Origin of the sequence: Dysgonomonas sp. ZJ279 (genome assembly GCF_011039205.1) — a bacterium.
Classification (GTDB): Bacteria; Bacteroidota; Bacteroidia; order Bacteroidales; family Dysgonomonadaceae; genus Dysgonomonas.
In genome coordinates this window covers 120,020-146,831 of the sequence record NZ_JAAKEL010000005.1, presented here as the reverse complement: position 1 = coordinate 146,831, position 26,812 = coordinate 120,020, and the positions used below count along the sequence as shown (strand labels likewise).

At 38.4% G+C, this 26,812-nt stretch carries 29 protein-coding genes and 1 pseudogene; 23 read left to right on the top strand and 7 right to left on the bottom strand.

Features of this window, described 5'->3' with window-relative positions:
• Positions 1–8: 8 nt before the first annotated feature.
• Together G7Y57_RS08700 and G7Y57_RS08695 are read right to left on the bottom strand one after the other, a co-directional pair.
• Positions 9–1,055 carry a winged helix DNA-binding domain-containing protein gene (locus tag G7Y57_RS08700; RefSeq protein WP_165022437.1) on the bottom strand — a complete coding sequence of 349 codons (1,047 nt, stop codon included), beginning with the start codon at positions 1,053–1,055 and terminating at the stop codon, positions 9–11.
• Positions 1,056–1,156: 101 nt separating this feature from the next.
• Entirely contained in the window at positions 1,157–1,936 is a 780-nt protein-coding gene (locus G7Y57_RS08695; protein WP_165022434.1) for a hypothetical protein, read from the bottom strand.
• A 256-nt stretch (positions 1,937–2,192) separates the two neighbouring features.
• Here G7Y57_RS08695 and G7Y57_RS08690 point away from each other — a divergent pair, with 256 nt between their 5' ends.
• The 4 genes from G7Y57_RS08690 to G7Y57_RS08675 all read left to right on the top strand — a co-directional run bounded on the left by G7Y57_RS08690 (position 2,193) and on the right by G7Y57_RS08675 (position 6,618).
• Entirely contained in the window at positions 2,193–2,447 is a 255-nt protein-coding gene (locus tag G7Y57_RS08690) for a DNA-binding protein (protein ID WP_165022431.1), read from the top strand.
• An 84-nt stretch (positions 2,448–2,531) separates the two neighbouring features.
• Positions 2,532–3,650, top strand: coding sequence for a universal stress protein (locus tag G7Y57_RS08685; RefSeq protein ID WP_165022428.1), 1,119 nt, complete (start codon positions 2,532–2,534; stop codon positions 3,648–3,650).
• Positions 3,651–4,041: 391 nt separating this feature from the next.
• Entirely contained in the window at positions 4,042–6,102 is a 2,061-nt protein-coding gene (locus G7Y57_RS08680; RefSeq protein WP_165022425.1) for a dipeptidyl-peptidase 3 family protein, read from the top strand.
• A 6-nt stretch (positions 6,103–6,108) separates the two neighbouring features.
• Positions 6,109–6,618: a GNAT family N-acetyltransferase gene (locus G7Y57_RS08675; protein WP_165022422.1), complete on the top strand. Its 510-nt coding sequence runs from the start codon at positions 6,109–6,111 to the stop codon at positions 6,616–6,618.
• A 75-nt stretch (positions 6,619–6,693) separates the two neighbouring features.
• On the opposite strand, the gene G7Y57_RS08670 is transcribed toward G7Y57_RS08675, so the two are convergent.
• Both G7Y57_RS08670 and G7Y57_RS08665 read right to left on the bottom strand, forming a co-directional pair.
• On the bottom strand, positions 6,694–7,920 hold the full coding sequence (locus G7Y57_RS08670; protein WP_165022419.1) for an MFS transporter: 1,227 nt from the start codon (positions 7,918–7,920) through the stop codon (positions 6,694–6,696).
• A gap of 481 nt (positions 7,921–8,401) precedes the next feature.
• Positions 8,402–8,773, bottom strand: coding sequence for an iron chaperone (locus tag G7Y57_RS08665; RefSeq protein WP_165022416.1), 372 nt, complete (start codon positions 8,771–8,773; stop codon positions 8,402–8,404).
• Between the two features lie 363 nt (positions 8,774–9,136).
• Between G7Y57_RS08665 and G7Y57_RS08660 the strand changes: the two genes are divergently transcribed.
• From G7Y57_RS08660 to G7Y57_RS08605, 12 genes are all read left to right on the top strand, one after another.
• A complete protein-coding gene (locus G7Y57_RS08660; RefSeq protein WP_165022413.1) occupies positions 9,137–9,418 on the top strand; it encodes a hypothetical protein in 282 nt (93 codons plus the stop codon).
• 49 nt (positions 9,419–9,467) lie between these two features.
• Positions 9,468–10,292, top strand: a complete 825-nt coding sequence (locus tag G7Y57_RS08655) for a DNA-formamidopyrimidine glycosylase family protein (protein ID WP_165022410.1) — start codon at positions 9,468–9,470, stop codon at positions 10,290–10,292.
• An 18-nt stretch (positions 10,293–10,310) separates the two neighbouring features.
• Positions 10,311–11,051, top strand: coding sequence for a CPBP family intramembrane glutamic endopeptidase (locus tag G7Y57_RS08650; protein WP_165022407.1), 741 nt, complete (start codon positions 10,311–10,313; stop codon positions 11,049–11,051).
• 189 nt (positions 11,052–11,240) lie between these two features.
• Positions 11,241–11,699, top strand: a complete 459-nt coding sequence (locus G7Y57_RS08645) for a GNAT family N-acetyltransferase (RefSeq protein ID WP_165022404.1) — start codon at positions 11,241–11,243, stop codon at positions 11,697–11,699.
• A gap of 288 nt (positions 11,700–11,987) precedes the next feature.
• On the top strand, positions 11,988–12,401 hold the full coding sequence (locus G7Y57_RS08640; RefSeq protein WP_165022401.1) for a helix-turn-helix domain-containing protein: 414 nt from the start codon (positions 11,988–11,990) through the stop codon (positions 12,399–12,401).
• 52 nt (positions 12,402–12,453) lie between these two features.
• Positions 12,454–12,882: a helix-turn-helix domain-containing protein gene (locus G7Y57_RS08635; protein ID WP_165022398.1), complete on the top strand. Its 429-nt coding sequence runs from the start codon at positions 12,454–12,456 to the stop codon at positions 12,880–12,882.
• Between the two features lie 304 nt (positions 12,883–13,186).
• The gene (locus G7Y57_RS08630) at positions 13,187–13,984 is read left to right on the top strand and encodes a pilus assembly protein N-terminal domain-containing protein (RefSeq protein ID WP_165022395.1); all 798 of its coding nucleotides are present in this window, start codon (positions 13,187–13,189) and stop codon (positions 13,982–13,984) included.
• Positions 13,985–14,000: 16 nt separating this feature from the next.
• Entirely contained in the window at positions 14,001–14,801 is an 801-nt protein-coding gene (locus G7Y57_RS08625; RefSeq protein ID WP_165022392.1) for a pilus assembly protein N-terminal domain-containing protein, read from the top strand.
• A 175-nt stretch (positions 14,802–14,976) separates the two neighbouring features.
• The gene (gene miaB, locus G7Y57_RS08620) at positions 14,977–16,347 is read left to right on the top strand and encodes a tRNA (N6-isopentenyl adenosine(37)-C2)-methylthiotransferase MiaB (RefSeq protein ID WP_165022389.1); all 1,371 of its coding nucleotides are present in this window, start codon (positions 14,977–14,979) and stop codon (positions 16,345–16,347) included.
• Between the two features lie 166 nt (positions 16,348–16,513).
• Positions 16,514–16,723 carry a YtxH domain-containing protein gene (locus G7Y57_RS08615; RefSeq protein WP_165022386.1) on the top strand — a complete coding sequence of 70 codons (210 nt, stop codon included), beginning with the start codon at positions 16,514–16,516 and terminating at the stop codon, positions 16,721–16,723.
• The gene (locus G7Y57_RS08610) at positions 16,713–17,093 is read left to right on the top strand and encodes a hypothetical protein (RefSeq protein WP_165022383.1); all 381 of its coding nucleotides are present in this window, start codon (positions 16,713–16,715) and stop codon (positions 17,091–17,093) included. Before G7Y57_RS08615 ends, G7Y57_RS08610 begins: the two co-directional genes overlap by 11 nt.
• On the top strand, positions 17,080–17,475 hold the full coding sequence (locus tag G7Y57_RS08605; RefSeq protein ID WP_165022380.1) for a hypothetical protein: 396 nt from the start codon (positions 17,080–17,082) through the stop codon (positions 17,473–17,475). Before G7Y57_RS08610 ends, G7Y57_RS08605 begins: the two co-directional genes overlap by 14 nt.
• A gap of 204 nt (positions 17,476–17,679) precedes the next feature.
• Here G7Y57_RS08605 and G7Y57_RS08600 read toward each other — a convergent pair.
• Positions 17,680–18,822: pseudogene (locus tag G7Y57_RS08600) on the bottom strand (class I SAM-dependent RNA methyltransferase); the annotation flags it as partial.
• Between the two features lie 90 nt (positions 18,823–18,912).
• Positions 18,913–20,460, bottom strand: coding sequence for a glycoside hydrolase family 10 protein (locus G7Y57_RS08595; protein ID WP_165022377.1), 1,548 nt, complete (start codon positions 20,458–20,460; stop codon positions 18,913–18,915).
• Positions 20,461–20,632: 172 nt separating this feature from the next.
• On the opposite strand from G7Y57_RS08595, the gene G7Y57_RS08590 reads away from it, so the two are divergent.
• The 7 genes from G7Y57_RS08590 (at position 20,633) to G7Y57_RS08560 (ending at position 26,312) form a co-directional block, all read left to right on the top strand.
• Positions 20,633–21,418, top strand: coding sequence for a hypothetical protein (locus G7Y57_RS08590; RefSeq protein ID WP_165022374.1), 786 nt, complete (start codon positions 20,633–20,635; stop codon positions 21,416–21,418).
• A 607-nt stretch (positions 21,419–22,025) separates the two neighbouring features.
• The gene (locus G7Y57_RS08585; RefSeq protein ID WP_165022371.1) at positions 22,026–22,538 is read left to right on the top strand and encodes an RNA polymerase sigma factor; all 513 of its coding nucleotides are present in this window, start codon (positions 22,026–22,028) and stop codon (positions 22,536–22,538) included.
• Entirely contained in the window at positions 22,535–22,969 is a 435-nt protein-coding gene (locus G7Y57_RS08580) for a hypothetical protein (protein ID WP_165022368.1), read from the top strand. Before G7Y57_RS08585 ends, G7Y57_RS08580 begins: the two co-directional genes overlap by 4 nt.
• A 12-nt stretch (positions 22,970–22,981) precedes the next feature.
• The gene (locus G7Y57_RS08575; protein WP_165022365.1) at positions 22,982–23,467 is read left to right on the top strand and encodes a hypothetical protein; all 486 of its coding nucleotides are present in this window, start codon (positions 22,982–22,984) and stop codon (positions 23,465–23,467) included.
• A 59-nt stretch (positions 23,468–23,526) separates the two neighbouring features.
• Positions 23,527–24,369 carry a hypothetical protein gene (locus G7Y57_RS08570; RefSeq protein ID WP_165022362.1) on the top strand — a complete coding sequence of 281 codons (843 nt, stop codon included), beginning with the start codon at positions 23,527–23,529 and terminating at the stop codon, positions 24,367–24,369.
• Between the two features lie 96 nt (positions 24,370–24,465).
• Positions 24,466–25,710 (top strand): metallophosphoesterase family protein, encoded by a 1,245-nt coding sequence (locus G7Y57_RS08565; protein WP_165022359.1) that lies wholly within the window; start codon positions 24,466–24,468, stop codon positions 25,708–25,710.
• Positions 25,711–25,712: 2 nt separating this feature from the next.
• Positions 25,713–26,312 carry a ribonuclease HII gene (locus tag G7Y57_RS08560; RefSeq protein ID WP_165022356.1) on the top strand — a complete coding sequence of 200 codons (600 nt, stop codon included), beginning with the start codon at positions 25,713–25,715 and terminating at the stop codon, positions 26,310–26,312.
• A gap of 9 nt (positions 26,313–26,321) precedes the next feature.
• Here G7Y57_RS08560 and G7Y57_RS08555 read toward each other — a convergent pair whose 3' ends face one another.
• Positions 26,322–26,726 carry a hypothetical protein gene (locus G7Y57_RS08555; protein ID WP_165022353.1) on the bottom strand — a complete coding sequence of 135 codons (405 nt, stop codon included), beginning with the start codon at positions 26,724–26,726 and terminating at the stop codon, positions 26,322–26,324.
• Between the last annotated feature and the right edge of the window lie 86 nt (positions 26,727–26,812).

Sequence of the window (26,812 nt, the reverse complement as noted above, 5' to 3'; positions counted from 1 at the left end):
TTTGTTATTTATTCTGAGATAAATTTCTGATATCTGCTTTCTGCAATCCGCACCAGTTTATCATTGACACTAAATCCCTCATCAAAGAAAGAAGTCTCGATTGTAGTCCCGTTTTTCTTTGTTATTTTATTCCAGTTGCCAACGATCTGACCATTATGAAGAATAACAGGAGAGAATATACCATAATTATTAAATGCTTTGGGATAATGTTCCAAATCTAAGACATTCGTTCTGTCCTTATAACTGATAAGATATTCATCGTATGCAGGCAAGAAATGAAAAACTTCGCTGCTTTTTATATCCTTATTCCATGCTTGGTGAACAAAAAAGTTTTCGGATGCAACTTTATCTTTTATCAAATCCGATTCTATCGAACCGATAGCTTGTCTGGCTTCTGTTAGTGATAATCCCGACCACCAAACGAAATCCTGTAAGCTTGCGGGCGAATGGCTTCTAAAATAATTAGTAGCCAGCTTGGCTAGTGCTTCTTCCTTATGAAGTTCTTTTGCAGCGGGGACACGTTCTTCGAGAAGCGCGTATGTTTGTTTATTACCCTTGTCTGTGCCACTGCAAACAATTCCTTCGGTTTCGGCACGCATCATGAAATGTGTCATCCGCGATGTGTTAACCTCAATGCCTGCCTCGTTCAATTTTAGCCCTATCTCCTCTCTTGTCAGGCTATTGTTACCTTCGAGCATCTTTTCGATCAGTTTATTCAATTTAGTATATAGCTTTTCATCTATACCCAACTCCCTGTCTCTCGATGCACCGCACGACCTGAGCCGTTTCGCCGATAGTTTCAACATCCAACGTATATCTTCCGCTGCAACGAGATGCCATGTGGGGCGCATCACATGCGTGCGGAGTATCTCACCTTTTTGCAACGATTCGTCAACAGCCTTGAGTGTTGCCGATTTCAATCGGATACCTACCGCCCATTTGCACATATTATAGTGCTGGGCTTGCATGGCTCCCATCCAAGAAACAAGTTCTTTAGGCGTATCAAAAGCCGGATTTACCAACTGTTGGCTTAATAGGCGTATATCTTTTATCATATAATTGGTTTTTGACAAAAATAGATTAAATCAAGTAAATTAGATTAAGATATAATTATTTTATTCTCTATCGTCATTCTAAAATATGTCAAGAGAAATCTTTAATCGCCAATCCTCTCCTGAAGTTTATTTATAAGCTTACTTTGCTCTTTGATCGTTTTATCCTGCTCAATAACATATAGCGTCAGTTCTTCTATCTTTTGAAGTAGTTTCGCCTGCATTTCCCCAATGTTTATACCTTCTTCTTTTACTTGTGTCTCGGATGGTACATCCGGTAAATGTTTGTGTTCTTTGATATGGGCCTCTACTTCTTCCAATGATGGCAATTGGTAATCCTTAGCAAATACGAAGTCAGCCCACCCTGTGGCTTCTATCTTGACTTCTTTTGAACGAATAGTACCGTTGACTTCCAGTTTGTTCTGAGGATCAGCTACACCGATTCCAATATTACCTTGATGTTTTATTGTCAGAAGTCCTTTGTTAACTCCGTAACTAAAATCGAGGAAAGCCGCTGATGGTATATCTCTGGATGATACCACCCAAGTTCCAGATCCATGACGATATGGAGTTATTATTAATCTATTTACTTCCCCAAACACTGTTGTGCTCATCTGCTCGCCCAACACCATGCCATAATCTTTAAAGAAAGCTTGATTTGCTATTTGAGTACCTCCCGTAAAATCGTTACCAGCATTAATCAGAAGCGTATTATTTCCATAAGGAACTAAGGCTCTTCCTCCCGATTTCCTATCAAGATTATGCAAACTAATATCTCCATGTAAATTAATAGATAAATAAGAGTTCTCAACTTGGAGTCTACTTTGGCTATGTGCTGTTATGGCTAAGATTGTTAGTAATATCAATACAATAATTTTTCTCATAGTTATAGTTTTAAATTTATATAATAAATACAATTCAAAGATAAAAGAAGAGTCTATTCTTTCATCTTAAATCTTCACCGATTTATCAATTATTTTTATTGGTGCATTATAACGTTACCAGAAAGTTTCCCCTTAAACCATTTACTATTTTCGCAATTTTAATATCTTTTCATATAAAATAATTGGGTTGATATGAAAGTTTTATTTAACTTTAGAAACACAAACCAGAATCATTTACCATTAAAACAGATAGTGTATGGGACGAATAATTAAATTTTCAGAACTTCGCAGAATCAAAGACACTCTGCCTGATGGAAGCATTCATCAAATTGCTGAAGAGCTGCAATTACCTGTTGAAACTGTGTGGAACTACTTCGGTGGTTATAGTTACCAGAATGGACAGAGTTGCGGCGTCCATATTGAACCCGGACCCGACGGAGGCTATGTCTCGTTGGACGATACTACTATTTTAGACATGGCTTTAGAAATGTTAGAGCTAAAAGAAGCCTGAGAACCAAAATAGAGAGATGAATGTTATAACAACGTTCATCTCTTTTAAAATGAACCGACAGATAATATTAAAAACAAGATAGCTATGGAAGATAAATTAGTAACACTTGCGATTCATACCAATGAAAAAGCCCAAATACTAAAAAAGGTTTTGGAGAGCGAAAATATAGAAGTACATATCAATGATATAGACCTCGATAATCCGGGTGTGGCTCCGGGTGTGCGTATTCGCATCAAAGAATCGGATCTTCCCAGAGCACTGAGCGTTGTCGAAAACCGTCACTTATTCAGGTATGATGATGAAGAAACGTATCGCACCGACGATGGTCGCAGACGTATTCTTGTGCCGGTCGATTTTTCCGACTACTCACTCAAGGCCTGCCAAATAGCATTCAATATGGCTCGCGATATAAACGCCAAAGTCAAAATACTTCACGTTTATTTCAATCCTTATTATCCAACTGCTCTGCCAATGGCCGAAGCCTTTGCGTATCAGGGAAAAGAAGAAAAAGAATTTCAAAGTATAATAGATAAAGTAAAAGAAAATATACAAAAACTGTGCAATACAATAGATAATAAGATAGCGGCAGGAGAATTTCCGTCTATCAACTATTCGTATGTATTGCGCGAAGGATTGCCCGAAGAGGAAATAGTTACTTTCTCGAAAGAATACAAACCGTCATTGATCGTGATGGGTACAAGAGGTAAAGACCAGAAAGATGCCGACCTTATAGGTAGTGTAACTGCCGAAGTAATAGAAATGTCGCGTATTCCGATGATGGCTATTCCTCAAAATACGAAGTTTGTCGACATGAAAGATGTGAAGCGAATGGCTTTCCTCACCAATTTCAGTCAGCGTGATCTTATTTCGTTCGATACTATGGCGAAATTACTTTCTCCATATAATATCGAGATACAATTAACTCACATTGCTCTTAAGAAAAGCGATAAATGGGACGAGATAAAGCTAGCAGGTATCAGGGCGTATTTCTCTAAACAATACCCTAACCTGAAACTCGACTATACCCTTATCGACACCAGCGATATGCTAAAAACATTGGATGACCATATAAAGAGCGATCAGATTGAAATTCTGGCACTGACTACCAGCAAACGTAATATTTTTGCGCGTATGTTTAGCCCTAGTATTTCACGTAAGATGTTGTTCCACTCCGACACCCCATTGTTGGTATTGAGAGGATAATCTTTAATTGTGTGATCATATAAATATAAGAAAGGTTGTATCTGAGGATATGACCTTTTTTCTGTTAATGTCAATAATCCAAACTATTGAAAAGTTCTCTTGTAGCCTCCTAACCCCATTGGGGATATACCCTCCCTGTCATCCCGATACGCAGTGAGGGATCTGTTGTCTCCTGAAATTATTGGCTAATAGCTATCAGCTCACTTCATAGTAGATCCCTCACTTTGTATCGGGATGACAGAGTGCGATTAACTCATAATTACAAGGCTGATGAAATTAGAACCAACTGTATAATTGTCTTGCCTGATTATTTTCTTTATTGATTATTGACAGCTAACTATTTATCGATTTTACTTACCTTTGTAAGCATAAATAACTAGTGAAAATAACAATGAAAAAAATAGCATTAATAACTATGGCTGGATTATCGATGACATTCACGGCCTGTGGCGGTGGACAGAAGGAAAGTGAGAAAACAGTTGCTGATAAAGATTTTGTTTATGAAGTAGACGCTTTTGCCGACTTGGAAATATTACGTTACCAAGTACCGGGTTTCGAAGAGTTACCATTGCAGCAAAAAGAACTGATCTATTATCTGTCTATGGCAGCAATAGAAGGGCGTGACATACTTTTCGATCAGAATAACAGATACAATCTTGCTATTCGTCGTACATTAGAAGCTATCTACGAAAACTATAAAGGCGATAAAGCAACCGACGACTATAAAGAATTTGAGGTTTATCTGAAACGTGTGTGGTTTTCGAATGGTATCCATCATCATTATGGTGAAGAAAAGTTCCTGCCTAAATTCTCTCAGGCATTCTTCGCTGAACAAGTAAAGGCTTTGCCTGCTAATCTTGTACCTGTAAAAGACAATCAGTCGGTCGATCAATTCATTGCAATGATTACTCCCGTGATGTTCGATGCCAAAGTAATGGCTAAGAAAGTAAACCAATCGGGTGGTGACCTTATTGTTACATCTGCCAATAACTATTACGGGGATGGCGTTACTCAGAAAGAAGTACAGGCATTCTACGGTGCTATGAAAGATACTACCGATCTTACTCCTATATCGTACGGTTTGAACAGCCGTTTGGTAAAAGAGAATGGTAAGCTGGTAGAGAAGGTTTGGAAAGTAGGCGGATTGTATTCTCCTGCCATCGAGAAAATAGTTTTCTGGCTAGAGAAAGCACAGGGCGTAACCGAAAACGATCAGCAGAAAGCAGTTATAACCAAGCTGATTTCTTTCTATAAATCGGGCGATTTGAAAACTTTCGACGATTATGCTGTTGCTTGGGTGCAAGACTTGGGATCAAGTGTCGATTTCGTAAATGGGTTCACAGAAGTATATGGCGATCCGCTGGGAATTAAAGCCAGCTGGGAATCGACCGTTAACTTCAAGAACGTAGAGGCTACAAAGCGTACCGAAATAATAAGCAGCAATGCGCAATGGTTCGAAGACCATTCGCCTGTGGATAAACAATTCAAAAAGGAGAAAGTAAAAGGTGTATCTGCTAAGGTTATAACCGTTGCTCAATTGGGTGGCGATTGTTATCCGGCAACACCTATCGGTATCAATCTGCCGAATGCGGATTGGATTCGTAAAGATCACGGTTCTAAATCGGTGACTATCGAAAACATAATGGAGGCTTACGATGCAGCAGGAGCACATACAGGATTCGGAAAAGAATTTATGTGGTCTGATACCGAGATCAATATGATAAAAGAATACGGTTTTATTACCGATGTACTTCATACCGATTTGCACGAATGTCTTGGTCATGGTTCGGGCAAACTATTGCCGGAGGTTGATCCCAATGCTTTGGGTGAATTCAGTTCGACAATCGAAGAAGCTCGTGCCGATTTGTTCGGTCTTTACTTCTTGGGCGATGCAAAACTGGTAGAATTGGGTATTATACCTAATGCTGATGCTTACAAGGCAGAGTATTATAAGTTTATGATGAACGGACTTATGACTCAACTTGTGCGTATAGAAGCAGGTAAAGATATAGAAGAAGCTCACATGCGCAACCGTCAGCTAATTGCAAAATGGGTTTACGAAAAAGGCAAGGCTGACAATGTAGTTGAATATAAGGTGAAAGATGGCAAAACATACGTTGTGGTAAACGATTATGTGAAATTGCGTTCGCTATTCGGCGAGCTATTGGCTGTGATACAACGTGTGAAATCGGAAGGAGACTTCAATGGAGCTAAAGCGCTTGTGGACAATTATGCTGTGAAAGTAGATCAGAAGCTGCACGATGAAGTATTGGCCCGTTACAAGACATTGAATATGAAACCTTACAAAGGTTTTGTAAATCCTGTTTTCGAACTCGTGCAAGATAAAGACGGTAAGATCACCGACGTGCAAATAACATACACAGAAGGTTATGCAGAACAAATGATGCGCTATTCCAAGCAATTCTCTACACTGCCTACTTATAACGATTGATTTTCAGTGGAATTAGAAACAACCCGACTACGGATAATACCACTCGATCTGGAGCAGTCGAAACTCTTAGCGGATGGAGTGGCTAAAATCGAGAGACAATTGGGTTTAACTCCAATAGAAGAACCTTTGGATGAAAAAACGCTTTGGGTTATGCAGTATGTTGCTAACAAAGCTATTGAATATCCATCCGATACGTTGTGGTTCACTGCTCTTTGGCTGATTGTATTGAAATCGGAAAACAGAATGATAGCCAGTCTGAGTTTTAAAGGAGAACCTAATGATAAGAAAGAGGTTGAAATAGGCTATGGAACAAACGAAGGTTACAGAAACAAGGGCTATATGTCTGAAGCCGTACAGGCCGTTTCCGAATGGTCTGTTCGTCAAGAGAATATAGATGCCATCATTGCCGAAACGTATAAAGACAATGAGGCTTCGCATAAAGTCCTTCAAAAGTGCAGGATGGAAAAGTATCTAGAAACAGATACCAGTTTTTGGTGGAGATACCCTCCTCTATAATTGATATAAAGTAAGAGGAATACTGATTTAGTATTCCTCTTATTTTTTATATAGAATTTTCATGCAAATTAATTCTCACTCCTTCACACCCTTAGTCGAAATACCTAATCTGGTTATTTCCGGAATAAACAATGCTGCCACTCCAATTATTAGAGTTGCTATCCCTGCTATCACAAAAGCATTCAACAGTCCTACACCTTCGGCAATATAACCCGTAGCCAATAATCCCGGTATGGTAGGCAGGAGGCTCACACTATCGTAGATAGAGAAGACACGCCCCAGCGCCGCAGGATCGATCTTGGTTTGCAGAATTACGGTAAACGAACTCCAGTATATCGAGCCTGCTATCCCACTAATGGAAGTCAGAACTACAAACAGCACAAATCCCGACGTAGGTAATGCGCCCATTGCCCAATAAGTCAAGCCTAAACCAATGGCCACAATATTCATAGTGAGCACCTTGTTGACGGTCTTCATAAACTTAATACTTAAAAACGCACCCCCGACAAGCATACCTATACCCCATGCAACTTCTACAAGTCCCAGTTGATAAGCGTTTCCACCGAAATATTTAAGTGTCATCAACGGATAAAGGGCGGCGATGGGAACGATGAAGAAGGTGACACCGATAACAGATATCATAAGATAAGTTACTCCCCTGTTCATAAATAAATGCCGGATTCCCTCTTTCACTTCGAGCCAAACGTTAGGAACGGTATTTTCTTTCTTTTCGGGATTGGGTATCTTCACAAACAAGAGAGAAGTACAAGCTATTGCAGCACCCAACACATCGAACATCATTACATAAGACATATCGAGTATCGAGATCAGCACAGCACCCAGAGCAGGCCCTGCGATATTGCTGATCGATTGTATCATCTGATTGATACCCGCTACACGCATCAATTCACTTTCGGGAGCTAATAACGGAACTGAAGCCTGCATAGCCGGCATGTGAAATGCACTACCTGCCGAACGTAAAGCGAGTAAAATGTATATAAGCCAAATAGGCGTCATATCTAAATAGAACAGAATACCCAGAGCAGCCGAACATACAGCTACAAAGCTATCGGCAAGTATCATCGTGCGTTTTCGATCCCAACGGTCTACATATACACCGGTGAATAAGCCCAATACGATAAAGGGCAAAAGTACGGCTATCATGGCATAGGCTAATACCTCAGGCGAACCTGTTTTAATACTCAGCCAGAATACAACGGCGAAACCTACAATTGAACTACTTAATGTTGAGAAGAGCTGACCGCTCCATATTATAGCGAATGTTTTTTTCCAATTATTCATAATTGATTTCTGCAAAGGTGATAAGTTTAGCTAAATGATAGCATAATTTATCAGTCAAGTAATATTAATAGTAAACGGATTACCTCACATAAAGTTGAGGTGCATGATTGAAAAGACCAAGATATCTATCTCAGTTGAGAGGAGCATCGAGCCTCCAGTAGAATAGTGTAGGAAAATAGCTTATCGGTAGCATATTTATATTTTTATCGGAGGGCAAAGATAAGATTTTGTTTAGAATAAAGAAAATATAGATTGAAAAATCAATATACCTGTTTGAGGTAGTTTATCCATTCAGCGGCATAAATTCAAGAATGTTTACTTCGAGTTTGTCTTGACTTCTAACCACGGAGTTGCACAGATTATCACGGAGTAAATAATTACTGTAAAACAGATTTTCTCATCATCAAAATATGATTTATTTTAGTATAGAAACCTAAAAAAACTCTGCGAAACTCCTTTTACTCCGTGGTTAAACAAAAAGTCAAGATGACTTCGTCTTTAAATTTTCTTCCACTCTATACTTTACAATCTGCGTAATCAAATCGACAGGCAGAGGTTTATTTATAGAAAACTGAATAGCCCCTTTCGATGTTTTATACTCGTCCAGTTTTTCTTTAAAAAGTTCAATTGCCGAAGCTCCGGGATAGAAACCAATATGTTTTTTATAAGCTGCAAAATGAACAAGATTTCTGTTTAGATAGAATGTTGGCATACCCCAGCTTATCTTTTCTGTGGCATCGGGTGCTGCACGTTGAATCGTTGATCTGAGTTCCTGCATCATATTCTGCACATATTCAGGAAATGTTGCGATATATTCATCGATATTCGTTGGAGTTATGCTTTCTGGTTTCATAATTCTGATTTGTTATATTCAACCTTATTAATAGTCTCTTACAAAGTTATATTTATTAGAGAAATTGCGTGCGTTAAATGCGAATTATGATTACTGATTATTGAAAAACATATTAGGCATAGGCTGATAGAAATTTTCAACTTGTAACTGAGTTCTTCTTGACTTTTGACTTAAGCTGATAGCTTTTAGCCAATAGCCCTTAGCTCTACATGATAGCTGATAACTGTTGGTTGATAACTGTAAAAACTCCGTGTTACTATGTGCGACTCTGTGGTTAAAGAAAATGTCGAGACGACTTCACTGTATTAAATACCATCAATTCAAAAAAAACAATCTATCTTTATCGTCAAACAAATAAAGAATATGAAACTGAAAGAAGAACCGGGTAATAAGTCGATAATGACTACCAGTCATGTGTTGTGCAGCGGATCGCCCGTAACATTTGTATTATACGATGAAGATGGCGATTGGCAACTATTTGGTGACGATGAAGTAGACGTAAACGAAGATGCCTATCTGGTATCGGTCGACGAAATGCTTGAGATGGAACCTGCACTGCGTAAACTCCCCGATATGCAACCCGGAGAAGCGGCAGCGCGCGAGAAAGATAGTACACGCTGGTCGAAGGTAGAAGACGAAGAGTAAGTTCTGCTGACGACTATTTGAAATACATTAACCTTAAACAAGTTATGCTATGTTAGAAATACCCGAATCTAAAACAATAGGCGAACAGGCATCCGAAATATTAGTAGGGAAAACAATCGCCAGAGTCTTAACAGCAAGCAGCCCTCATAGCTTCACGTGGTATAATGGCGATCCGGCACTTTACGACAAAATGCTTTCGGGCAAAGAGATAGTGTCGGTAAAAGGACACGGAGCGTATGTAGATATTCATTGCAACGGTGATATGTCTCTCTCTGTCGGTGACGGCACGAACCTCAAATATTTCACTGCCAGTCAGGAGCATCCGAAGAAACATCAGTTGCTGATAGAATTTACAGATAAAAGCTTCCTAGCTTTCACCGTTTCCATGTACGGTGCTATTTTTGCCTACAAAGGCGAAATGGACAACCCATATCACAGTGGCAGCCTGAATAGCCTTTCGCCACTTGATGATGCTTTCGACAAATCATTTTTTAATGATATTTTCAAGAATGCAAAGAAAGATTATTCGATAAAAGCCTTATTGGCAACCGAGCAGCGCATACCGGGCTTAGGTAACGGGGTATTGCAAGACATCCTATTCAAAGCGGGGCTTCATCCGAAAAGGAAAATATCGACTATATCCGATTTTGAGCGGGGCGAACTATTCCATTGCCTGAAAGTAACCTTGCAAAGCATGTACGAAAAAGGCGGGCGTGATACCGAAAAAGATTTTTACGGCAACTTCGGCAAATACAAAACACTCCTCTCGAAAAAGACATACAAAGAGCCATGCCCTCTCTGTGGCGACCAAATACACAAAGAAGCATATCTGGGTGGAACAATCTATTATTGTGCCGGCTGTCAGAAACTATAACATCAATAATAGAGAAGTATGGATACATTAAACAAAGTATGGTCTCGTTTTTTCAAATTCGATTGGAAATTCGGCCTATTTGTTATTCTTCTGCTTGGAATACCCCGCTTCATTCTGGTTCTTCAAGCTAATATCTCAGGAGGATATGGCTTAGTTTCTATTATATTTGTGGCAATGTGGTTCTCTCCTTTTATCTTCCTTACCCGAAAAGGCAGGAAGGAAATCGGACTCAAAAAACCCAGATTCCTTCAACTTCTATACTCTTTCATTTTAGGGGCGTTGTTTTGCGGTTTGGCATTCTACATAACACACTTCATTTACGGAGACTCTTTAGGTAATAGCTTCGCCTACATCTCCAAGTCTTACTTACTGCCCGAAGGACAATTGGATGCAAACAGATTTATGTTTTTTATAACATTCGCCATTTCGGGTATGATTTTTAGTCCTATTGGCGAAGAATTATTCTTTCGGGGTATTGTACACGGTAGTTTTGTAGAACAATTTGGAGAGAGAAAAGCATCCTTCTTCGATAGCGCAGCTTTTGCACTCACACACTTGGCGCACTTTGGTATTATCTACAATTTAGGCACGTGGAGTTTTTTACCTGTACCTGCTTTGTTATGGGTATTATTTATGTTTGCATTGAGTCAGCTACTTTTCAGATGTAAGCAACTATCCGATTCTATCTTTGGGGCAATTGTATGTCATGCAGGGTTTAATTTCGCTATGATATATTTTATATTTTATCATATACTCTAAGAAGTGGTCTTGATTTTTCAAAAGTTTTTCTATTTGTTTTTTTATTCTCTCTGTCATGCTGAACGATAGAGAAGCATCTCACAACAGAGATCCTTCGTTCCTCAGGATGACAAAATAATACGAAAAATTTTGAAAAGTCTAGACAACTTCTAACTTATAATATTGGTTACTACTTTCTAAAGCGAGAATATGCAAAACAAGATTCAAATAATCCGAACAAACTCCGACAACGAAGATTTCAGACTACTGATAAAAGATTTAGACGATGATCTCAATCGACGAAATGGAGAAATGCAATACCTATACGATGGTCTTAACAAAATTGAATCACTAAATACTATCGTAATTGCATACGATAACAGCAGCCCCATTGGCTGTGCATGCTTCAAAACATTTAGCACGCATTCGGTAGAATTAAAAAGAATGTATGTAAATCCTGATTATCGGGGTCTTGGTGTCGCGCCTCTCATTCTAAAAGAAATTGAAAAATGGGCTGGTGAGATCGGATTCGATGAGATTGTTCTCGAAACAGGTCTTAATCAGCCCGAAGCAATCAGGTTTTACACAAAAAACGGTTATTCTAAAATTGACAATTATGGTCGATACATTGGCAATCCGAATAGTGTTTGCATGAATAAGAAATTATGAGCTGCTAATAATATAATTGGTTGCTTTATTTTACCTTTCAATACAACGCATGATTTTTTTTCGTAAAAAGGCATAGCGCGCATAGCCTTATTGAGTCAGCAATATATCCAGGTAATAGATACTATTTGTTTAATTATAAATCTTACGAACAAAGTAAAGTTAAATAAGATGCGTATGAAACAACAAAAATGCGTAAAATATCCATTTGTAATTGTAAAAAACATCATACAATCTCTCTATATTTTTCATATATTTGCCAATATAAACAAATGAACTAATTTTTTATCTATGAATACAGAAGCGACTTCCGATAAAAAAGCCCATCACGGACAGAATGTTAAAAGATTGCGTGAAATACTTGGTGTAAAGCAAGAAGTGCTTGCCGACGAGTTGGGTATATCACAACAGGGAATCTCCCGATTGGAAACAAAAGAAGAATTGGATGAAGAAATATTAGAGAAAATATCCAGTGTACTCAAAGTATCGGTCGAGGCAATCAAAAATTACGACGAAGAACGTGCTGTAAATATAGTCTCTAATACATTTCAGGATGGTTCAAACGGTTATGTTCGTGCAGATGAATTCAATTATAAATGTTCGTTTAATCCGATTGATAAAATTGTAGAACTTTATGATCAGATAATAAAAGAGAAAGAAGAAAAACTGGCATTAATGCAGCAAATGCTTAAAGATAAGCAGTAAGATGCGGATATTGACCACGTTTATATAACTCACTAACAAAGATTTCTAGATTATGAATACAGATAAAACTTTCACACCCAGAGCTCATCATGGGCATACTGTGCGCAAGTTGCGTGAGTTGTTAGGTATTCAACCCGAAAAAATTGCTAAGGAACTCGATATTCCTGCTTCTGCTGTTTTAGAATTGGAACAGAAAGAAGTGTTGGAAAACGAGATATTAAACAAAATATCGAAAGTATTAGGTATTCCTGTAGAATCGATAAAAAACTACGAAGCCGAGTATGCTGTAAATATTATATCAAATACGTTTCAAGACGAAGCAGCAGGCTATGTTACTCATTACAAATGTACATTCAATCCGATAGATAAAGTAGTAGAGCTTTACGAAAGGGCTCTTAAAGAAAAAGATGAGAGGATTGCCGCTCTCGAAAAAGAACTTAAGTACATCGTTCAGCAAAATAAGGCAGAAAATAAGAAATAAAATATTTAGTTGAACTTGTCATTCTTCTTTTTCCCTGCCATTCCAAACCGAAAGGAGAAATCTATCTCGCCCTGCCAACCCCTCCCAAGGAAAAACTCTCGTGCCTAAGCATAATAATATAACAGATAAAGAAACAATAAATAATGCTTCTTTTTATCTGGTCTTTCTCATAGATGAGCCAGACATTATTTGTACGTACAATAATGCAATGAATAGATTATAATATGGTTTGAATTTTAAAATAAAATATTACATTTGTGCGTGTGTATAAGACACTTCGATATTTAATCTATATCCTTAATTTATGAAACGAACTAAATTTTCACTGTTCCTATTATTGACATTTTCGTTATGCCTGAGTTTTTCATCATGCAACGACGATGACGATATGTTTTTCTATAGCCTATCATCGACCATTACAAATTTTATTGAAGTAACCGAGACTCAAATACCTAGTTTTGGATCCACATCAGTAGGTGTACGTTTCGCACAAGGTGGATTCACTGTTAAATCGGATAACGACGCAGTTGCAACAGTAGAACAAAAAAAAGAAAATCTGGTGGTTATTACAGCACATTCAGAAGGAACAACTACTATTATAGCAACAGACAGTAATAACAGGACAGCAAGATTGACAGTCACTGTAAAAGATAATACATTGTCGATGTTAGTTACCCAGCAATCTTCTAATGTAGAAGCTGAAAATCCGACGGACGACAATAAATTTACTATTGCTAAAATCAAAGCAGACATAATTAGTCAACTAGTGCCTGTAGGTGGAGGATTTAGTCTTGCCTATACTTCATCAACCGGAGGTACACTTCTTTATTTTGAGGACGTAAAAGATTTGACAAAAAAGGTAGAAGGTACTTTTGAATTAGGTTATGACGATAATCTGAAAAAGGTTTTACTCATTTTAAAATACAATGATAATAGCTATACTTATACGATGAGTGCCCCTTATGATTTACAATCGACTACAGCCACAGTTCTTGAGTTAGAAATGAATTTTATTAATGATTACAAGACAATGATCAATCCTAAAATAAATATTGCCACAGGAACACTAACAACTAGTGTTAAGACAGGTTCCGGCTTCTAACTAAACCTTATATACTATGAAACAGATCAAAACCTTATTATTCTTATTCACGATTTCTCTATGTATGGTTCTCACATCGTGTGAGGACGACGACGATCGCATTCATTTTTCGCAAATGATATATCCCGAAGATAACGCGAAAATTACGTCGATCGAAATAACCGATATACACTCAGCTACAGTTGAGGTAAAAAATGCAAAAGGCACTCTATCGGGCAAGTCCGACAATGAAGAAATCGTTACAGTCGAGATATCTGATATAAACTATGTAACTCTTACAGGACATAAACTGGGAACGACCACCATCAGTGTCACTGACAGCGAGAACAGGACAGCGACATTGACCGTAACTGTTGTCAATAGTACTTCTTCTTTATTTATCAGTGAACATCAGATTGAAGTTTTGACTGATAATATAACGAATACCGATCAGATATTAATAGGAAATATAAAAGCTGAAATCACTGCTGAATTGCCACCTGTAGGCGGAGGATTCAAACTACTCTACACGTCTTCTGAAGAGGGGAAACTCACTTATTATCCTGACATAAAAGACCTGAATACAAAACAGGAAGGCACTTTTAGGTATAACTATGATGAAGCTCTACAGACATCATTTCTTATTTTGAAATATAATGACAAAGAGTATGTTTACAGAATGAGTCATGGCAATAGATCTCAATCTGCCACAAAGACATCTATCATATCAGGTTATTACCTGATACGTGATTTCACGGAAGACTATAAGGAAATGACAGATCCTAAAATAACAAAAGCTGAAGGTGGACTTTATGCCCGAATAGCTAATAACTTTTAAATATACTTGTTATATATATCAGGCAAGGAAAGCCATCTTACGGAATTATAAACACCGTAAGATGGCTTTTTTATCATTTATCCTTCACTACTCTTTTACTTTCTTTGTATTTTTGTACACTTGTGCAGGTTTGAAACAAACCAATTTTATAAAAACATACTAAAAAACAGATTCTATGAACAACGACAAAGGACTGGACTCTAAATCCACGACTGCGAATGAAGAAAAAAAACTGTTTATCGAAACTTACGGCTGCCAGATGAATGTGGCAGACAGTGAGGTAGTAGCATCCGTTATGCAAATGGACGGATATGCCATAACTGATAAACTGGAAGATGCCGATGCAGTATTCATCAACACATGTTCGGTGCGCGACAATGCCGAACAACGAGTTATTCAACGCCTCGAGCATCTGAATGCTATTAAGCGTAAGCACAAACCCGGAATGATAATAGGTGTGCTTGGCTGTATGGCAGAGCGTGCAAAAGAAGAATTGCTCGAAAAACATCATGCCGATGTAGTGGTAGGTCCCGATGCTTATCTGGATTTGCCTAACCTGATAGGTGCCGCCGAATGTGGCGAAAAAGCTATCAATGTACAATTGTCTAAAACCGAGACTTATAAGGATGTAATTCCGCTTAAAATAGGCGGTAATCATATATCGGGATATGTATCCATTATGCGTGGATGCGATAAGTTCTGCACCTATTGCATCGTTCCTTTCACTCGTGGTCGTGAGCGTAGCCGCGAACCTCAGAGTATATTAAACGAAGTAGTAGCCCTTCGCGACAAGAATTTCAAAGAAGTAACTCTATTGGGACAAAACGTAAATTCGTACCGTTTCGAAGAAGCTGACGGAACTATCGTCGATTTTTCTAAACTGCTCGAAATGGTTGCCCTCATAGCACCTAAAATGCGTATTCGTTTCACGACATCGCACCCACGGGATATGAATGATGAAACGCTGGAAACGATAGCGAAATACGACAATCTCTGCAAGTTTATTCATCTGCCTGTGCAAACGGGTAGTTCGCGTATGTTAAAACTGATGAATCGCAAATACGACCGCGAATGGTATCTCGAACGCATAGCGGCAATCAACCGCATTATCCCCGGCTGTGGCCTGTCTACCGATATTATGTGCGGCTATCACGACGAGACGGAAGAAGATCAGGAAGAAACACTATCGCTGATGCGCGAGGTTTGTTTCGATCAGGCATTTATGTTCAAATATTCGGAGCGTCCGGGTACTTATGCTTCTAAAAAATTGGAAGACAATGTTCCCGAAGAGGTAAAAGCGAAACGCTTACAAGATATTATCGATCTGCAAATAGAATGTTCGAAAAGAAGCAACCTAAAAGATATAGGTAAAACATTCGAAGTGTTGGTAGAGGGATTTTCTAAACGTTCCAAAGATCAGCTATTTGGTCGTACTTCTCAAAACAAGGTAGTAATATTCGATAAAGGTAATTACCGAATAGGAGATTTTGTGAACGTAAAGATAACGCATATTACATCGGCAACTCTATTTGGAGAAGCTGTGTAAAAGCCTATTTTCATTTTTTAGGGATGCTTTAGTTCTTCTTATCAAAAAAAGAACTAATTTAGTCTTCCTGTTTTGAATTTAGATTATTTGACTAAACAAGATCAAGACTTGTTTGTTTATAAATAGGAACGTAAAAGTAAAATAACAATTTAAAGAAATTAATATTATGGGTAAGACTGGTTCTAACTTATTGTTTTTAGCCGTAGGCGCTGCGATAGGTGCTGCTGTTGGTTATGTTGCCGCTTCTGAAAAAAAAGAGCAATGGTTGAGAGACATCAATAGTCTTGTAGACAAAGTGAAAGGTAATGTAAAAACGGCTGCGAATAAAGGAAGAGAAAAAGTAGACGAATTAGCAAGTAAGATTGATGCTGAATAATTCAGAAAAAGATAAAGATTTTAGTACCTTACTTGACGAAGTTAAGTTAGACCTATTAAGCTATACCAATACGAGGATCAAGCTGTTCAAGCTTGATGCTTTCGAGAAGCTTGGCATATCTGCCTCAGCTATGGGGTATGGCTTAATAGTTATTACTCTTGTCTTTACTATTCTGTTCTTTGTACTTATAGGCCTTGCCTTCTTTATCGGTGAGTTGCTAAAAAGTTTAGCACTTGGTTTTGCTATTCTGGCAGGATTTTCTATTCTGGTTCTGATTATAATATTAATCTGTGGAAAACCACTTAGAATGTTCTTATTGAACAAGATAATTGTTTTCCTTCAAAATTTGGATAAGAATGAGTCAGAATAAATTAACACCGTTAAATATTCTCCGCCGGGAGAAACAAATACTCAGAAGCGAGTGTGCCGAGGGTGAAGCACGATTAGGCGAACACTGGTCGTATGTGACCAATAATTTCACTTCGCTCCTATTCACAGGTGCTTTAAATGGCGTACGCCGCAAACTGGGCTTTGGCGGTTCTCCGAAACGTGAGGACAAAGAAAATGAGAATAGTAACAGCCATGGTTCCAATGGTCTGATTCAAGGGGTACTGGCCGGATTATTGGCTGTATCACCACTCTTGTGGGAAATGGCACAACCAATGATTATGGGCTTTGCTATGAAGAAAGTAAAATCGATCTTCACCCGCAAAAAGAAGAAGAAAAAGAGACGTGACGACGATGACGATTAAAAAAGAGCTAATGTTTTTCATTAGCTCTTTTTTTGTATTAGTATATCTTTCTTTTTGTCATCCCGATACGTAGTGAGGGATCTATTGTTGTTGTCTTACTATAACTGAAAGCAGATCCCTCCTTTCAGTTCGGGATGACAGACAAGGCATAATGATTACAAAAGTATAGACGACTCCTACTAATTATATAAAATTCAGGCTTTAATTATCGCCTTTCTTAAACTCGGTTCTTTTCCCCGCAAAAATATCATATCTGCGGAATTCACATTGCAGCGAACCGTTCACCAACGGATATTTCTTAGTTGGTTTCAATCCTATCTTGTTAAAACATTCTCGTTGATAGCTCAATATCCAAGCCGAGTAACCCATAAATACATGCTTTAACCGTTCACCTATCATTTCGTACAGACCAAACAGATCGTCGGGCTGAATACGTTCACCATAAGGCGGATTGGTTATCAGAATACCTTTCTCGGCAGGAGCTTTATCATATTTCTCGAAAGGTTTTACCTCTAGGTTGATATGTCGCTGAAGATTTGCACTCTTTACATTTTCGGCTGCAATCTCAATAGCCTCGGCTGATATATCCGAGCCATATATTTTGTATTTGAACTCACGCTCGCCACTATCGTCATTGTAGATTGTATCGAATAGATCCTGATTGAAGTTTTTCCATTTCTCGAATGCGAACTTACTGCGATAAATGCCCGGAGGTACATTCATTGCTATCATGGCAGCTTCGATAAGCAATGTTCCCGAACCACACATGGGATCGACAAAGTCGCTTTCGCCACGCCATCCTGTTTTCAAGATCATTCCTGCGGCTAACACCTCGTTAAGCGGGGCTTCGGTTTGTGCAACGCGATAACCTCTCTTATGCAGTGATTCGCCCGAACTGTCGAATGATAATGTACACTTGTCGTGTGCTATATGGAAGTTAATAAGCAGATCAGGGTCTTTCACATCCACAGATGGACGCTTGCTTGTCTTTTGCATAAAGTAGTCGGCAATGGCATCTTTCACCCTATAAGCTACAAACTTAGAATGCGTAAACAGTTCGGAGAAAGTAATGGCATCGATAGCAAAAGTGCTGTCTTCTGTCATATGCTCATACCAGTTCATGGCTTTTACCTTCTTGTATATATCATCCGCATTCCGTGCAGTAAACTGATAAACAGGGCGCAATATGCGCAGAGCCGTGCGGCACTGTATATTGGCTCTGTAAAGAAGGGCGAGATCTCCTTCGAAAGAAACCATTCGAGTTCCTATTTCGAGATTATTAGCACCTAGTCCTATTAGTTCTTCAGCTAATACTTCTTCGAGGCCTGCCATTGTTTTGGCTATCATTGCAAAATTCCGTCCGTTCATTCTGTCTTTTTATTATTGAGGTCGGTGACCTTTTTTAGTTGTTTACTTAATTATAAAAACAGTAATCCCTTACAGTTTTATCTTTTTCGATTTACCCTTCGATTCGTTATGGAAAGCATCTACAGCAGTCACAACATACTTATATTGCTTCTTCCCTCCTTCGTAAGGTAATACACAGCTTGTTTCTCGGGTTATAGCCACAATATTCTGTGCATTTTCTATATTTTCCGGTTCTCCTTTCGCAAAGCGATACACTACATAATATTGAGCTGTTTCGGGATCATATTTTTCATGATTGCTTGTCCAATGGAGAATATGAGCAGTCTGGGTATATTCTTCTTTTATCTTACCTATTGTCTTAGGTTGTTTATCGTGCATATGTGTATATGCAGGAATAAGTGCAGGATAGCGGTGATAGTTCTTGCGAAGCTGATCCTCTATTCCTTTGTAGTTGTCAAGCAACTCGTATGCAGGCCAGAAACAATTACCGTGCACAGTCGGAAAACTGCGAGACAATAACATCTTTTCGGCAAGTTGGGTATCGCCCGTAGCAGTTTTAGCATCCATAGTACGCTTCACATCTTGACCGATATAGAGCGGTTGTCCGAAATTATTGGCAGCCCACCAGTTAATCAGCGTCTTATAGTCGGCAGCAGTATGTCCTATTTCCCAATATATCTGAGGCATGTTGTAATCTATCCAGCCTTTTTCGACCCATAGTTTCACGTCTGCATACAGATCATCGTAATTCTGCAAACCATTTGTGTTACTACCCGAGCCATCAGGGGTATTTTTCACATTACGATAGATCCCAAACGGACTGATACCGAAACGCACCCAAGGCTTAGTGCTTGCAATTGTATATTTTACATCTTTGATCAGCGTATTCACATTGTTGCGTCGCCAGTCACCCAGTTGGTTTCCTGTATATCCTTGCTGTTTTCCGTATGTATTGAAACTTTTTTCATCGGGGAAGCCTTCGCCCATAATAGGGTAAGGATAGAAATAGTCGTCCATGTGAATAGCATCTACATCGTAACGCATAACTATATCTTTCACTACCTGACAGATGTATTCCTGATTTTTAGGAATACCCGGATCGAAATATATCTTGCCGCCAAAGGTTACGAAGCGTTCGGGTTCTCTGTAATATAAGTGATTGCTGACTAATTGATCGTTTGTACTGGTTGTTACACGATAAGGATTGAGCCATGCATGCAGTTCCATATTACGTTTATGGCATTCTTCTATCAGAAAAGCCAATGGATCGAAATTACCTTGCGGAGCTTTTCCCTGTGTACCTGTGAGATGAGCACTCCAAGGTTCGAGATTCGATTTGTAGAATGTATCGGATTGTGGGCGTACCTGAAAAATTATAGCATTGATACCGTCGGCTTGCAGTTGATCTAACGATCTCACGAAGTATGCTTTCATCTGCTCCGGACTCATAGTACGGTAACGTGATTGCCATGCTGTGCTCAACCATGCACCTCTAAACTCTCTTTTAGGGTTCTTTAGATCGGCAAATTTCACTTGCTGTTTTTGTGTTCCACAAGATGAAAGGATGGTAAGAAAAATGGTTATTATCGACAGATAAAGGATGTTATTTCGCTTCATAGTTGAATACGTTGTTTATTTAGCCTACAAAAATAGGAATAATATATAGAATGTCTTTATGATGACTGATAATAGTTACCACATATAATACTTAATATAATTTGAAATGTTAAATATATAGTGTATTTTTGCCACGTACTAAATTTTACAAATTATAACAATATTTTTATTTATGAGACAATTAAATTCAGTTTTAAGGCTGACCCTATTGCTATGCCTTGCACTTTCTTTTACATTTTGTAGTAGTGATGATGACAATGACAATCCTATTGACAATAATGTTGTTGTTGACACTCCGGGTCTGATTTCAGGACTAGGAGATAAAGAAGGTGAGCTTACGGGGACACCGTTCGTTTTACCCACAGGTATAACTTTAGATGGTGTAATTACTGGAAGTAGAAGTCATTACTATAAATCCCTCGCTTCGAAAGAATCTAAATTATCTTCTCAATTAGTAAGTGATTTTATTACGAAGGCTTCTGCTGAAGTTGATGTAGTAATGGGTAGTGGTTACTATGTAAGCCTATATATTCCTCTTAAAAATACAACAGCACAAGACATAGAAGTTACATTTCCTGCAGGAACAATTATAGTATCCAACTCGGGGGATTATCAAAATGGTGTTTTGTTGAAAAAAGTGAGTGTTAAAGTTCCAGCCGGCAATAAAACATTAGGATTTGTTTTACTCATGTATTGTGGAAATAATAGCAAGAGCTCTTCATCGTCATCAGAGACGTACAAATGGGGAGTAGTATCTAACTCGTCTTTAATAGTTGATCTGTGCAACAGATTAGCAGATAAAAAGATAAATTATGAAGAATTTGAAAAGGGAGAAGAGGCATATAATGATCAATGTGTAGAATTACAATCAATCTTATGGTCTCTTACTGATTACGGCGATGCTCTGAATACGAATCAAATTCAATGGATCGATGCACTGCCTAAGAGTGCAAAATAAATATACTTCTATTATAAAAAAATACGACTGCTTCATATTGAGGCAGCCGTATTTTTTTTGTCCTTTAATTTTTTAAAAGGAAGTATGAGTTGTCAACGAATTGATTGTAATTGTAACTATCATTCTCTTTGTCATTCCGAAACGATAGCCCCTCCTAACCTCCCCTAAGGGGAGGAATACAAAGAGGGTATACAAGAGCCCCTCCTTGGGAGGGGTTGGGGAGGCTAAGATCCCTCACTGCGTATCGGGATGACAGAGGCGAGCATTTAGTCCCCCTTGCGGGGATTAGGGGGTTGGGAGGGGTTGAGGAGGCTAAATAAATCCCTCCTTTCAGTTCGGGATGACAAAGAGAGAGAAAAGAGGAGCTGACAGATAGAAACGAAAAACAGATCAATAAACAGAAAATAATAATTACACCAAACTCTTATTAAATTTATATTTCTGAAAACAAACATAATAATGTGCTATACTGTTCATATTACCGGATACATTTACAAATAGTTATCGATATGTTTTTTTGACCGAAAATATCCGGACTTAATTTAGATTAAAAAATACTTCAAATCCGATGTTACATTATTTCGGTTACTTCGTCATATAAGTAGATATGGAATTAGAGAGATTTAAAATAATGGTGATGCCCCTCCGCGAAAAGATGCATTTTTTTGCAAGGAGCATGCTCGCAAATGATATCGATGCGGAAGATGCCGTTCAGGAAACCTATCTCAGGTTGTGGAATGTCAGATTGCAGCTCGACGATCATCCTAATCCGCATGGATTTGCTATGCAGACTCTCAAAAACATCTGTATCGACAAATTGAGAGCTGACAGACCGAAGTTGTCGTTAGATAATGTACATATTGCCGAAGGAGGTATAAATCCTTATACCTATACCGAGCTAAGTGATACTGTAGAGATTATCCGGAAGATTATCGACTCTTTGCCTGAATTGCAGCGCAGGATAATGCTGATGAGAGATATAGAAGGATATGAATTGAACGAAATTGCAGATATAACAGGCTCCGAGCCCACTGCTGTAAGAGTAAATCTGTCGAGAGCGCGAAAGAAAGTTCGTGATATATACATAGGCATGAATAAAATAAGACAACAAGGGATATGAAGGATATAGATAAGATAATAGAGAAATACTTTGATGGAGAGACATCTTTGACAGAAGAAAAGCTGCTTCGCGATTATTTTCTGCAAGCTGATATCGAAGAGAGACATAAGGTATATGCGCCGATGTTTAATTTCTTTGCCGAAGAGCGAAAAGAAACAGCGGAAACAAAACCGAAGAAAGCTAAAAAGAGATTCTCGTTGTATGCTTGGAGCAGCATTGCAGCATGTATATTGCTCTTAGCCGTCATGAGACTTGCATATATGACACCTGAAAATATTAATGATCAATCGATGGTTTACATAGATGGAAAAAGAATATCGGATGTGCACATAATAAACAATCAGGCGCTGATTTCTATCGAAAATATCTCTGATGTGGATGAAGACGTTCTCAATTCGCAAATAGGAATACTTAATTCATTTACCGAATAAAATCAACAAGCGATGAAATATAAAATATTAATATTACTCTGTATGACACAAATGATCGCCCTTGGTGCATTTGCTCAAAATCATCTGAAGATAAAAACTGTCTTTGATGAATATGGCAAACAGGATGGATCGGTTTTGGTACAATTGTCGACAGACATACTTTCGCAGGGGAGTAAGATTACTCTTTACAAGAGCCTTATTATGGACGAAAGTGACAGGAAAAACCAACAAATACTGCAAGCCATAGAGGTCGATATCCAAAACGGAACTAAAATATCGGAATTGAAGAAAGACGGTAAAGTTGAATCGGGTATGTATTATTTGGGAATAAACAAGTCGTCGGGAACGAACGAATATATTCTCTACAAAAATAAGTCGAGAAAAATAACACTTGTATATCTGCAAGGCGATTTCCCGCCTCAACAGTTAGAATACGAATTGCAGAAGCTCAAAGACTTATTCATCTATGTGAATAACAAACGATTGAAACTGCAATAGATAATAATAAAGTGCATTCAGATTCTCAGTGTAAGTAAGAAATTAAACAATTAATAGATATGAAAAAGTTGATTATCCTCCCGTTCATATGCCTTGCGGTAATATCGCTGCGTGCAAATGATATTGTATGTGTTCAAGACACTGTTATAAGAACAGTTGTAACGGTTTCCGAAACTGACCCTGTAACAGGAGTCGTGACTGCTACGACTACCGAAACTGAAAAAATAATACCCATAAAAAACGAAGTCAGTAGTAATATTGCATTCGACGGAGCTGATTATAACTTTATCTTCTCGTGGAAAAAGAAGAAGAAACTGAGCCCTCATTGGACAGGATTCGGTATGGGATTTATGAATTACAACAACAATGATATACCAAACGGCAGCTTACAATTGAGCCGTTCTCATAACTTCACCTTAAACTTATTCGATTATCACAGACAGATAAAAAATTCGAACTGGCTTTTTGTTAGCGGTATAGGTTTTGAATGGTCGCGCTACCATTTCCGCGACAATGCTGCCTTGACCCGTATAGACGGTGTTACGCGCTTCGAGCCGGCTCCCGAAGGTATAAATTATAATTCATCGAAACTCTTGGTGTACTATGTTACGATACCACTATTGATGGAATATCAGACATCAGGCATTCATGTATCGGGCGGGGTTGTCGGATTTATAAAATATTACTCCAAGTCGCAGGTGAACTTCTATACGGACAACGGAAGGGTTGTACAAAATATGGGGCGTGATCTCAATATCCGCCCTATCGATTTAAAGTTAAGATTACAGGCAGGTATTAATGGTATCCATGTTTACGGCTATTATTCTCCTTTATCGATGTTTAGCAAAGATAAAGGGCCCGATTTGAGAACATATACTATCGGTGTTATGATAGGAATTTAAACAACAATATTAACTTTGTATCTTGACTATTTAATCAGTTGATCTTGGCTTTTATTCAGATTGGGTAAAAGCTAAGATTTGCTTAATATATAACGTATGAGATACATAATATTCTATATTCTTCTCATCCTTTCGCTCGGATTATCGGCATCTCAACCTCTGAAAATCGGCGTAATATCAGACACACATTATCTTTCGGAGAGACTGATGGACGACGGCAATGCAATAAACAATTATATTGCATCCAGCGGAAAGAATATAAAAGCTGTTCCCCAAGTGTTAGATCAGGTTCTGGCTTATTACAATGAGAATAAACCGCTGGATATATTGCTCGTAAGTGGTGATATGACTAAAGACGGTGAAAAACAGAGCCATCTCGATTTCAGGGCAAGACTGAAACCGTTGCAGGATAGAGGAACGAAGGTTTTTGTCATTCCGGGCAATCACGACATCAATATGCCCAATGCCGTAAGATTTGAAGGCGATAAGGCCGAGCCGGTAGATAATGTCTCTCCTCAAGAATTTGCAGATATTTATAAAGATTGCGGTTATGGAACGGCTTTGAAACGCGATACGGCATCACTAAGTTATGTCGCTCAACTGGATAACAGCACATGGCTTTTAGCTATCGATGTAGCCCGCTATAAAGAATACACCACCCGAAGCCTTTCGTCGGGGAAACTATCTCCCGAAACTGAAAAGTGGGTTATAGAGATTCTGGACGAAGCTAAAGAAAAGAATATACAAGTTCTGGGCATGATGCACTGGGGATTGGTCGAACACATCATGTATCAGTCTACATTTTTCAAAGACTATCTGGTAGACGACTGGCAGCGACTTGCCCCCTTGTTTGCAGATAAAGGTATGAAAGCAATCTTCACAGGTCATTTTCATGCCAATGATATTACGGCTTTTACTTCCGACAAAGGAAATACGATTTACGATATTGAAACAGGAACATTGTGCTCCTACCCTTTCTCTTATCGCTCTATCGATTACTCGCCAACGAGTATGAATATTTCAACATTTAATGTAATGTCGATCCCCCAAGATCCTTCTTTGGGCGTAAATAACAAAATACGGATGGAACAGTTATCCGAAAGATTGGCGACTCAAAAGATAAGGAATATGGGCTTTGGCTTACCCGATACGGTTGTCAGCAGGATGGCAAAAGTTATGGGTCAGGTATTTGTTCAACATGCTTATGGTGACGAAAAAATGACTGATGATATGAGAAAATGGATTCAGCAGTTATCGCTTACGCTCGACTCTCCAGTGGATACGAATGATATTGAACTGGATTTCTTCCCTGCCGACAACAATGTAACAATTACTTTTTAACGATGCTAGAACTATCTCTATACCCCGATTTAATAGAAGCCGGATGTGACGAAGCAGGGCGCGGCTGCCTTGCCGGACCGGTATTTGCAGCGGCTGTTATACTACCTCCCGATTTTATATGTACTGATCTGAACGACTCTAAACAGTTGACCGAAAAGAAGCGCTACGAATTGCGCCCTTATATAGAGGAAAAAGCTATTGCATGGGCAGTAGGCATAGTGGATCACAAGGAGATAGACGAGATAAATATTCTTAATGCTTCATTTCTGGCTATGCAACGTGCCGTAGCAGCATTAAAAGTGCGTCCTGAGCATCTGCTGATAGATGGTAATCGTTTCAAGAAATATGAAGACATACCCCACACTTGTGTAGTAAAAGGTGATGGCAAGTTGCTGCCTATTGCAGCGGCATCTATCTTAGCCAAAACATACAGAGATGATTTCATGACTCAACTGGATGCAGACTATCCCAATTATGATTGGTGCAGCAACAAAGGTTATCCGACTAAAAAACATCGTCACGCAATAGAACTGCATGGTGTGACTCCTTATCATCGATTGACATTCAATCTTACGGATAAGCAATTGAAATTGGAATTTTGAAGTCTCCTTTTACCAGTTTAAATACTCCTTAGCTCTGATAATATTAGATAGACAAATAGCCAAAGTGAAAGACACTATTAAATATAGAAAGTAGAGAATATTCAGTATATATTTTTCTTTATTGGAAATATCTTCAAACTCTTTAAATATAACTTTTATTCTTTTTTTCGATGCTAAATATCGGTATAATAGTGTGAATAATATAACGTACTCTATACCTAATAATATTTTATCATATAATGTTGATTTAAGATATGGATAACGCATTATAATATGAAAACTGTCTTTTACAATATAGACATTGGCTATAATGGGCATAGATAATAATACTATCAATGGCGTAGCATCATTTCTTCCATAAGAAGAACCGAACCTATATGCTCTATAAAATGCGTATCTAAGTAACTTTAGCATAAAACAATTTAATATTTAAGCCCTGCGTAAGGTCTGGTTCCGTTTCTCTACATTTCATCTTTACCATAACCTTCCCACCCACCAAG